Here is a 9,560-nt window from a genome sequence, read left to right on the forward strand (position 1 = left end):
AAAGTATAGTTTTCTTATCGGATATATGATTTTTAATGTTGACAAATATTCTAAATATGCTAAAATTTTTAAAAAATGCTTATCAAGAGTGGTGGAGGGATCTGGCCCGCTGAACCCCGGCAACCTGCTTAGCAAGGTGCTAATTCCAGCAAAGTGTGTATCATTTTGAAAGATAAGGTGAAAATTTATTGCCTACCCAGTCTTTCAATATGGAAGACTTTTTATTTTGATATAGCGCAAGCGATAATTTGAGGAGGGACACCAATGACTGTAACCCCCGACTTAAAACAAATTTTTGAGCATGTCGAAGCAAAGTAAGAATTAAATAGTTTCGCTGACTAGACACACTAGAGGCGGTTTTATCCAATTCTAGTGGGTAAAACCGTCTTTTTTTATTGGATAACGCGGATAACTAAGAATTGGAGTGAAGAAAATGGCAGACTTATATACGTACGAAAACTGGAGTGATACATTTCCAGAGTTCGACAGTGAAGATGAAACAAAAGGAGCTCTTTCAGCATTGCAGTGGGCGTATGATACCTACGGAGATTCAATTATTTACGCATCAAGCTTTGGTATCGAAGGAATCGTGTTAATTGATTTAATTTCAAAAGTGAAAAAAGATGCTGAAATTGTCTTTTTAGATACAGGCGTTCATTTTAAAGAAACATATGAAGTAATTGATGCAATTAAAGAACGCTTTCCTGATTTGCGTATTCATATGAAAAAACCGGATTTAACGCTTGCAGAACAAGCTGAGAAACATGGAGATGAACTTTGGAAGAGTCAGCCTAACCTATGCTGTCAAATTCGAAAAATCATCCCGCTAAGGGAATCTCTTGCTCCTTATGATGCGTGGATTTCTGGTTTGAGACGCGAGCAGTCTGAGTCTCGTGCCAACACGAATTATTTTAATAAAGATGAGAAATTCAAGAAAGTGAAAGTCTGCCCGTTAATTCATTGGTCCTGGAAAGAAGTTTGGCGCTATGTGTATAAGCATGATTTACCATATAACAAACTTCATGATCAAGGCTACCCAAGTATTGGCTGTGAGCCCTGTACCGCACCTGCCTACAATGTAGACGATTTACGTTCAGGAAGATGGGCAGGTACACAAAAAGTTGAATGCGGATTACACGAATCTTAAATACGAAAGAGCTGAATAAATGATGCTTTTATATGTTGCCTTTATCATTGCGCTTTTTTTTGCAATGAACATTGGGGCAAGCGGTGCAGCAGCAGCTATGGGCGTTTCATACGGCTCCGGTGCGATTAAAAAGAAAAGAGTAGCCCTGTTCATCTGTGCTGTAGGTATTGTGCTCGGAGCCATTATCGGAGGCGGCGAGGTGGTAAAAACCATCAGTTCAGGTATCATACCTGAAAAATTGCTGTCAGTAGAATTAGTTATTATCATTCTGGCTGCTGCAACGCTGTCACTCTTTTTCGCGAATTTAATTGGTATTCCTCTATCAACAAGTGAAGTAACGGTTGGTTCAGTTGTTGGAGTAGGCGTAGCTTATCAATCTCTGTATGTGGAAAAACTTTTAGTTGTCATGTCTTTTTGGATTATTGTTCCGCTGGTTTCATTTGTTATTGCTTTTTTGATTGGAAAAGTGATAAAACGCGGAGCGCATAAAAAAGAAGCAAAGGGAACGTGGAAAAGAGTTTTAACGATTTTAGTTATAGCGACGGGATTCTTTGAAGCCTTCTCAGCTGGAATGAATAACGTGGCAAATGCTGTCGGTCCTCTAGTAGGAGCTGGATTAATGGATGCCACAACGGGTGTCATAGCAGGAGGATTGGCAGTGGCGCTCGGAGCTCTTTTACTAGGAGGCCGAGTTATTGAAACAAACGGGAAAAAAATTACTCGCTATTCTGTAGGGGAAGGGTGCATTATCTCGGGTACTGGTGCTTCTCTTGTCACAGTCGCTTCACTGTTTGGTTTGCCAGTACCCCTTACACAGGTCACTACGTCTTCTATTATTGGAATAGGAGCAGCGAAAACGGGATTCACGAAAGAACAGCGCGAAGTTGTCATTCAAATGTTAAAGGTTTGGGTGGTCTCCCCTGTATTTTCACTCGTAATCTCATATGTTCTTGTGAAATTAGTACTTGAAAGCGACTTATATTCATTTGTGGTGCTAGCTAGCGGATGTATTGCCACAGCAGGTGTTCTAAGCTTAGCTAGAGCGACTAGAAGAAAAAGAGCAAGCTTGCAGTCGGAAAAAGAAAAAATGACTGCGTGATTCAAGTGCTTTTTATTATATTGTGTTAATTATTTAAGGAGGATTTTACAAAATGACAACAATTCAAGCACACGGTGGAGAATTAATTAATTTATATCAACCAACATATGACTACACGTCACTAACAAAAGAAATCGAAGTAGATAACATGGCCCTAAGTGATTTAGAACTAATTGGAATTGGTGCTTACAGCCCAATTACAGGATTTTTAGGAGAAAAAGATTATCAATCAGTTGTTGAAAATATGCGTTTAGCAGATGGAACAGTATGGAGTATTCCTATCACTCTTCCTGTAACAGAAGAGCAAGCTAAAGAATTAAACATTGGCGACAAAGTAAAACTTGTTCAAAACGGCGTAACGTATGGTGTTTTAGAAGTTTCTGAAGTATATACCCCAAATAAAGAAAAAGAAGCGGAGAACGTGTACCGCACGGCAGAACTTGCTCATCCTGGCGTGAAAAAAATGATGGAACGCCCAAATGTATATGTAGCAGGTCCAATCGTACTTGTAGAACGTACACCTAAAACGCGTTTTGAAAAGTATTACCTAGATCCTACTGAAACAAGAGCAGCATTTGAAGAACGCGGTTGGAAAACGGTTGTTGGATTCCAAACTCGTAACCCTGTTCACCGTGCGCACGAATATATTCAAAAAACGGCATTAGAAATTGTAGACGGCCTGTTTTTAAATCCACTTGTAGGAGAAACAAAGTCAGATGATATCCCAGCAGATATCCGTATGGAAAGTTATGAAGTACTTTTAGAGAACTATTATCCTAGCGATCGTGTAGCTTTAGCAGTTTTCCCTGCTGCGATGCGCTATGCTGGACCTAGAGAAGCTATTTTCCATGCAATGGTTCGCAAAAACTTTGGATGCACACATTTCATTGTAGGCCGTGACCACGCTGGTGTTGGTGACTACTATGGAACATATGACGCACAAAAAATCTTCAGTAACTTTACAGCAGATGAATTAGGAATTACACCTTTATTCTTTGAACACAGCTTCTATTGCAAGAAATGTGAAGCGATGGCATCAACGAAAACATGCCCTCACAGCAAGGAAGATCATATGATTCTATCTGGAACAAAGGTACGTGAAATGCTTCGTAACGGAGAAGTGCCACCAAGCACATTCAGCCGTAAAGAAGTAATTGAAGTGTTAATTAATGGATTAGCAAAACAAAAAGTATCTTCAAAATAAGGAGCGGTTGAAGTGAGCAAATCAACAAACATTACGTGGCATGATGCTGGAATTACAAAAGAGGAAAGACGCGAGCAAAATAATCATCACAGTTTTGTACTATGGTTTACAGGTCTTTCGGGTTCAGGTAAATCTACCGTAGCAAACGCAGTGGCAAAAGCGCTTTTTGATAAAAATATTCGCAACTATGTATTAGATGGTGACAATGTTCGTTTCGGCTTAAATAAGAATCTAGGGTTTTCTGCTGAAGATCGTACAGAAAATATTCGCCGTATCGGTGAGGTTTCTAAGCTGTTTGTAGACAGCGGTCAAGTGGTACTAACAGCATTTATCTCTCCATTCCAAGAGGACCGAGCTCAAGTGCGTGAGATCTTAGAGGGGAATGAATTTTTGGAAGTATACGTGGAGTGCCCGTTAGAAGAATGTGAAAAAAGAGATCCAAAAGGCCTTTACAAAAAAGCAAGAAGCGGAGAAATTCGTGATTTTACAGGAATTGATTCTCCGTATGAGTCACCGGCTAATCCTGAATTAACAATTAATACAAGCACACAGTCTGTAGAAGAATGTGTACAAACTGTTATTGAATATTTAGCTAACCGAAAATTTATCTAAATGACAGCGGACTTTGTCCGCTGTTCTAATTCAAATTAAAATGTGGGAGCGCTGCGGAGACGTGGAAATGATGGAAGGGTGAAAGGCATTCATGGGGAAAGTATATCTAGTCGGTGCAGGACCGGGAGATCCAGATTTAATTACATTAAAAGGGTTAAAAGCAATTCAGCAAGCAGATGTTATCTTATATGATCGTTTAGTGAATAAGGACCTGCTGGAGTATGCTAAAAGTGATGCAGATATCATTTACTGCGGAAAGCTTCCGAACTACCATACCCTCAAGCAAGAAACAATTAACAACTTTTTAGTGAAATTCGCTAAAAAAGGAAAAATTGTAACGCGCTTAAAAGGCGGAGATCCATTTGTTTTTGGACGCGGAGGGGAAGAAGCAGAAGCTCTCGTGCAGCAGGGCATTTCATTTGAAATTGTTCCAGGGATTACATCAGGCATCGCAGCCGCTGCTTATGCAGGAATCCCTGTCACTCACCGGGAATACAGCGCAAGCTTTGCTTTTGTAGCAGGTCATCGTAAAGATAGCGAGCATGATGCAATCAAATGGGATAGCCTAGCCAAAGGTGTAGATACTCTTGCAATTTATATGGGGGTGCGGAACTTACCGTACATTTGCCAACAGTTAATGAAACACGGAAAAACCTCAGCTACGCCAATTGCATTGATTCACTGGGGAACATGTGCGGACCAGCGCACTGTAACTGGAACTCTTGGTACAATTGTTGATATTGTTAAAGAAGAACAAATTGAAAATCCAAGTATGATTATCGTTGGTGAAGTTGTGAATTTTCATGACCGATTAAATTGGTTTGAGAAGACTGGACAGCATTACTATTCGTTTGCACAAGAAGCTTACTAAAGAGGTTGATTATATGGATGCAGTTTTATATGTTTGCCATGGCAGCCGCGTAAAAGAAGGCGCTGATCAGGCAGTTGCTTTTATTGAAAGATGTAAAAAAAATCTAGATGTACCGATTCAAGAAGTTTGTTTCCTAGAACTAGCTTCCCCCACTATTGAACAAGGATTTGAAGCATGTATTGAACAAGGTGCTACTCGTATTGCAATTGTGCCTCTTCTGTTATTAACAGCTGCGCATGCAAAGCATGATATACCCGAAGAAATACACAAAGTATATGAACGTTATCCCCAGGTAGAGGTGCTGTACGGAGAACCGTTCGGCGTAGACGAACGAATTGTTGATATCTTGGTAGAGAGAATCAATGAAACCAATGTGGATAAGCATGAAGATTCGATGGTATTGTTGGTCGGCAGAGGAAGCAGTGATCCTGCTGTAAAAAAAGATTTTAACGAAATAGCTCAACTGCTAAAAGGGAAAGGTGCTTTTAAAGAAGTGAGCACATGCTATTTAGCTGCAGCTTCTCCTAATTTAAAAGAAGGCCTGCACCTTGCTAAACGAACTTCGTATAAGCAAGTATTCGTTCTTCCATACCTTTTGTTTACCGGTATTTTAATGAACGAAATTAAGGAAGAATTGGAGCAGCTATCAACAGATGCCCAGCAGTTTATCTTAGCCAACTACCTAGGTTATCATGATGGACTTGCACACATTTTAAGTCACCAAGTAAAAACGTTATTATCCAGCAAAGGAAATCAATACGATGTATACCGTTATGCTTGATTTAAAGGGTCGTTCGGTCTTAGTAGTTGGGGGCGGAACAATCGCAACTCGTAGAATTAAAGGTTTTTTACAAGAAGGAGCAGCCATTACAGTGGTTGCTCCAACTGTTTCAGCTGAAATAAATGAATGGGAAGCTAAAGATCAGCTGCGTGTAAAAAGAAAAAAAGTAGGAGAAGAAGACTTACTTAATGTCTTTTTAATTGTTGTGGCTACAAATGATCAAGCTGTGAATAAGTTTGTTAAGCAGCATATTAAAAATGATCAGTTGGTTAATATGGCCAGCAGTTTTTCCGATGGAAATATTCAAATTCCTGCACAGTTTTCTAGAGGGAGATTATCGCTAGCAATATCCACAGATGGCGCTAGCCCTTTGTTGACAAAGCGAATCAAAGAAGACTTATCCTCAAATTATGATGAGAGTTACACACAGTATACACAGTTTTTGTATGAATGCAGAGTTCTTATCCACAGATTAAATGTGTCAAAGAGCCGTAAACATGAGTTATTAACAGAAATTATCGATGATCAATACCGGCTGTCTCTAGTAAAACAGCGGGAATTTTTACAACAGATTAAAAAATACAAATAAAAAACGGCCAGTTGGCCGTTTTTTATTTATACATTTTCAACTTCAATGCTTCGAATACCGCTGATTTTTTGAATTTCGTAATACACTTCTGTAGTAGGGCGCTGGTTATTAACTGACACTTTCATTCGTATATACAATTCATTGGTGTCTAAATCTTTGATTCGAATATTTTTAATTGTAATATTCTTTTCTCTAATGCTATTAGTTGTATCAAAGATATTGTGCTTATCCGCCAGCTTGAGTTGAAGAATAAGCTCTTTCTCGCGCAGTTGCCTAGGCCCCAAAATAGTAATAAGGAAGGGAAGAAGTTCAACGCTGATAATGAGCAGTACAACTCCGGTAATAGCTTCAGGATAAAACCCTGCACCTACAGCAATGCCTATACCTGCTGCTCCCCAGATAATAGCCGCTGTTGTAAGCCCTGAGATGCTGTCATTTTCTTTTCGTAAAATGACGCCCGCCCCTAAAAAACCAATTCCAGAAACAATTTGAGCGGCCAGACGAAGCGGGTCCATTGTGATATGATCACCTTTATTAAAAATTTGAGAAGACTCAATCGAAACAATTGTGAGTAAACAGCTAATAATGGAAATTACGAGAGATGTTTTTAAACCAACAGGCTTTCGTTTTAGTTCCCTTTCAATTCCAATAATAAGACCAAGTACAGCGGAAATACCTAATTTGAGCAACATTTCATTTTCCATTATTTTCACCTATTTCAATAAACATTGTTGTTTATATCTGTATGAAAGAAGAAAAACAGATATGTATCAGTATAGTAAACTTTTCTTCATAATAACAGGTGGAATTCGAAAAAATCTGATTATTTATAAAGCGCTGCGATCTTTTCTTTCAATTTATATTTTTGAATCTTGCCGGAGGCCGTCATGGGAAAGTCGTCTATAAAATAAATATGTTCCGGAATTTTGAAATGAGCAAGCTTACCTTTGCAAAAGTCTTTGATTTCTTGAGCGGTAAGAAAAGAATGTTGCTTGAGTTTAATGCATGCAGCAACTCGTTCTCCATACTTTGGATCAGGAATACCGACAATTTGCACATCTTCTACCTCGGGTATTCTATATAAAAACTCTTCAATCTCTCTTGGGTAAATGTTTTCTCCGCCTCTAATAATCATATCTTTTAGACGTCCTGTAATTTTTACATAGCCATCCTTATCGATGGTAGCTAAATCTCCTGTATGTAGCCAACCTTCTACAATTGTTTTTTCTGTTTCTTCCGGCATTTTATAATACCCTTTCATTGTTAAATATCCTTTTGCACAAAGTTCTCCTTGTTCTCCGAAAGAAACTGGTTTACCTGTAACTGGATTAATAATTTGAATCTGTACATGATTATGAACTTTGCCAACCGTTTGTACTCGCCGCTCGATAGAATCAGTTGGTGTTGTTTGGGTGATTACAGGAGATGTTTCGGTTTGACCATACGCGATCGTAATTTCATTGATGCCCATGTCATGTATGACTCGTTTCATTACTTCTGCTGGACAATTAGAACCAGCCATGATTCCTGCGCGAAGAGTAGATAAATCATATTGATTAAACTCAAGTGCATTTAATTCCGCAATAAACATAGTTGGTACACCGTGAAGAGCTGTACATTTTTCGTTCTCTACGGTGCGTAAAACAGAGGCAGGTTGAAATTCAATAATCGGTAGCATAGTAGCACCTACAGATACGCATGCTAGAACACCCAGCACACATCCAAAGCAATGAAAGAAAGGAACTGGAATGCATAAGCGGTCTTCGTTAGTCAGTTTCATAGACTGAGCAACTAAAAAGCCGTTGTTTACTATATTATGGTGACTTAGCATAACTCCTTTTGGAAAACCTGTTGTTCCGGAAGTATATTGCATATTGATAACATCATGGATATGTAGGGATTGTTCATGCTTATCGAGAACCTCATCCGATACCATTAAGCTACTCATTAAAAACTCGTTCCAAGATGTATGTTCGCTTGATCCACTTAAGTTTATAAGATGTTTTAGTTTGGGAAGATTATGTTCAATACTAGTGATAATAGACGTATAAGAAGTGCTTTTAAATTCATCAATGAAAAATAGCGCTGTTGTATCAGAATGACTCAATACATACTCTAATTCAGAGGATTGATAACTTGTATTAAGGGTAACCAAAACAGCGCCTATTCTAGCTGCTGCAAATTGAAGAAGCAACCATTCCGGCACATTGGTAGCCCAGATAGCGATATGGTCGCCTTTTTTGAGACCAGTGGCTAGAAGTGCCTTTGCAACTCGAGAGGTTTCTTGATAAAATTCCGCGTACGTATAGCGAATATTTTGTTCAGAGTAGATAACCGCTTCTTGATGCCCAAACTTTTTTGTACTTTCTTTTAAAAGTTTTCCAACCGTTAATTCAAGCAATGGTTTCATTTGGTTTCCTCCTTGAATAATGTTAAAGTATATATGAAAGCGTTTTCTAAAAGTAGTTTATCAAATTTAAAGAAAGTGTTCCAAAAAATCATTCGACAAATTCCTTCACTGTCCATCGTACGTATGAAGAAGAGAAGTGACTGAAGTTATCACATTGATTTCAATAAGTAAGTATACTGAATGCGAATATTGTAATAAAATAAAGAAATGTCTCCTTTTTATAAGAAGACAATGCATGTTAATAAAGAATGGTATAAAAATATGAAGTAAACAAACAAAAAATCATGCTGAATGTTGAAAGTGAAATAAATGAAAGGCCGTTGACTTTGCCTTCTTTATTAGACATTTGAATTGATTCCCAATAAGCAAGTGAAATTAAGAGAATAGACATGCAAAAGGACAAATAGAGTGCAGCTGCAATTAAGGTACCCAAGTGAACGCCTCCTTGGCGGATAATGATTTAATAGACATTATGCTAGTGTGGCTCTAGATATGCTAGTATCTATTAATTGGCTAACGTTTCGTTTGCAAGAAAATAGTTTTTAAAAATATATCGAAAAACTATTGCACAATAAAAGAAGGCATGGTATATTATTAAATGTCGCTAAGATGAACTGCTAAAGCAAACATCGAAGCGATAAACAAATAAAAAACTTGTTGACAACTAGGTTGCAACTTGTTATGATGGTAAAGTCGCTTAAGAGCGGCGGTTGAACTTTGAAAACTGAACAAAGCGACAAACGTCAACGTTAAATTTTATTTTTTAATTGAGCAAGTCAAACATTTCTTCGGAGAGTTTGATCCTGGCTCAGGATGAACGCTGGCGGCGTGCCTAATACATGCAAGT

General features: G+C 38.3%; 10 protein-coding genes, 1 rRNA gene and 1 riboswitch. Of the genes, 8 read left to right on the forward strand and 3 right to left on the reverse strand.

Annotated elements, in window-relative coordinates; translation table 11 throughout:
* Positions 1–76: 76 nt before the first annotated feature.
* A riboswitch (SAM riboswitch) is annotated at positions 77–179 on the forward strand.
* A gap of 254 nt (positions 180–433) precedes the next feature.
* From AC1DEF_RS22155 to AC1DEF_RS22185, 7 genes are all read left to right on the forward strand, one after another.
* Positions 434–1,147 (forward strand): phosphoadenylyl-sulfate reductase, encoded by a 714-nt coding sequence (locus tag AC1DEF_RS22155; RefSeq protein WP_025752724.1) that lies wholly within the window; start codon positions 434–436, stop codon positions 1,145–1,147.
* A gap of 19 nt (positions 1,148–1,166) precedes the next feature.
* On the forward strand, positions 1,167–2,246 hold the full coding sequence (locus AC1DEF_RS22160; RefSeq protein WP_080781573.1) for an inorganic phosphate transporter: 1,080 nt from the start codon (positions 1,167–1,169) through the stop codon (positions 2,244–2,246).
* 52 nt (positions 2,247–2,298) lie between these two features.
* The gene (sat, locus tag AC1DEF_RS22165) at positions 2,299–3,450 is read left to right on the forward strand and encodes a sulfate adenylyltransferase (protein ID WP_097824843.1); all 1,152 of its coding nucleotides are present in this window, start codon (positions 2,299–2,301) and stop codon (positions 3,448–3,450) included.
* Positions 3,451–3,462: 12 nt separating this feature from the next.
* The gene (gene cysC, locus AC1DEF_RS22170) at positions 3,463–4,062 is read left to right on the forward strand and encodes an adenylyl-sulfate kinase (protein WP_014457932.1); all 600 of its coding nucleotides are present in this window, start codon (positions 3,463–3,465) and stop codon (positions 4,060–4,062) included.
* 91 nt (positions 4,063–4,153) lie between these two features.
* Entirely contained in the window at positions 4,154–4,933 is a 780-nt protein-coding gene (gene cobA / locus AC1DEF_RS22175) for a uroporphyrinogen-III C-methyltransferase (RefSeq protein WP_013059580.1), read from the forward strand.
* Between the two features lie 13 nt (positions 4,934–4,946).
* A complete protein-coding gene (locus tag AC1DEF_RS22180; RefSeq protein WP_097824842.1) occupies positions 4,947–5,714 on the forward strand; it encodes a sirohydrochlorin chelatase in 768 nt (255 codons plus the stop codon).
* Positions 5,695–6,303: an NAD(P)-binding protein gene (locus tag AC1DEF_RS22185; protein WP_043977187.1), complete on the forward strand. Its 609-nt coding sequence runs from the start codon at positions 5,695–5,697 to the stop codon at positions 6,301–6,303. The genes AC1DEF_RS22180 and AC1DEF_RS22185 overlap by 20 nt, the downstream gene beginning before the upstream one ends.
* Before the next feature lie 26 nt (positions 6,304–6,329).
* Here AC1DEF_RS22185 and AC1DEF_RS22190 read toward each other — a convergent pair whose 3' ends face one another.
* The 3 genes from AC1DEF_RS22190 to AC1DEF_RS22200 form a co-directional block, all read right to left on the reverse strand.
* Entirely contained in the window at positions 6,330–7,007 is a 678-nt protein-coding gene (locus AC1DEF_RS22190; protein WP_013059577.1) for an MgtC/SapB family protein, read from the reverse strand.
* A 119-nt stretch (positions 7,008–7,126) separates the two neighbouring features.
* The gene (locus tag AC1DEF_RS22195; protein ID WP_097824841.1) at positions 7,127–8,713 is read right to left on the reverse strand and encodes an AMP-binding protein; all 1,587 of its coding nucleotides are present in this window, start codon (positions 8,711–8,713) and stop codon (positions 7,127–7,129) included.
* A 238-nt stretch (positions 8,714–8,951) separates the two neighbouring features.
* On the reverse strand, positions 8,952–9,146 hold the full coding sequence (locus AC1DEF_RS22200; protein ID WP_025752735.1) for a hypothetical protein: 195 nt from the start codon (positions 9,144–9,146) through the stop codon (positions 8,952–8,954).
* Positions 9,147–9,498: 352 nt separating this feature from the next.
* Between AC1DEF_RS22200 and AC1DEF_RS22205 the strand changes: the two genes are divergently transcribed.
* A 16S ribosomal RNA gene (locus tag AC1DEF_RS22205) occupies positions 9,499–9,560 on the forward strand; the annotation flags it as partial.

It is taken from the genome of Priestia sp. 10L35 (assembly GCF_056395685.1).

Bases quoted from the DNA above. Each gene is read 5' to 3' on its own strand.
- AC1DEF_RS22185 (WP_043977187.1), top strand. From the start codon at position 5,695: ATGTATACCGTTATGCTTGATTTAAAGGGTCGTTCGGTCTTAGTAGTT.
- AC1DEF_RS22195 (WP_097824841.1), bottom strand. From the start codon at position 8,713: ATGAAACCATTGCTTGAATTAACGGTTGGAAAACTTTTAAAAGAAAGT.
- AC1DEF_RS22160 (WP_080781573.1), top strand. From the start codon at position 1,167: ATGATGCTTTTATATGTTGCCTTTATCATTGCGCTTTTTTTTGCAATG.
- cobA (WP_013059580.1), top strand. From the start codon at position 4,154: ATGGGGAAAGTATATCTAGTCGGTGCAGGACCGGGAGATCCAGATTTA.
- AC1DEF_RS22190 (WP_013059577.1), bottom strand. From the start codon at position 7,007: ATGGAAAATGAAATGTTGCTCAAATTAGGTATTTCCGCTGTACTTGGT.
- AC1DEF_RS22155 (WP_025752724.1), top strand. From the start codon at position 434: ATGGCAGACTTATATACGTACGAAAACTGGAGTGATACATTTCCAGAG.
- sat (WP_097824843.1), top strand. From the start codon at position 2,299: ATGACAACAATTCAAGCACACGGTGGAGAATTAATTAATTTATATCAA.
- AC1DEF_RS22180 (WP_097824842.1), top strand. From the start codon at position 4,947: ATGGATGCAGTTTTATATGTTTGCCATGGCAGCCGCGTAAAAGAAGGC.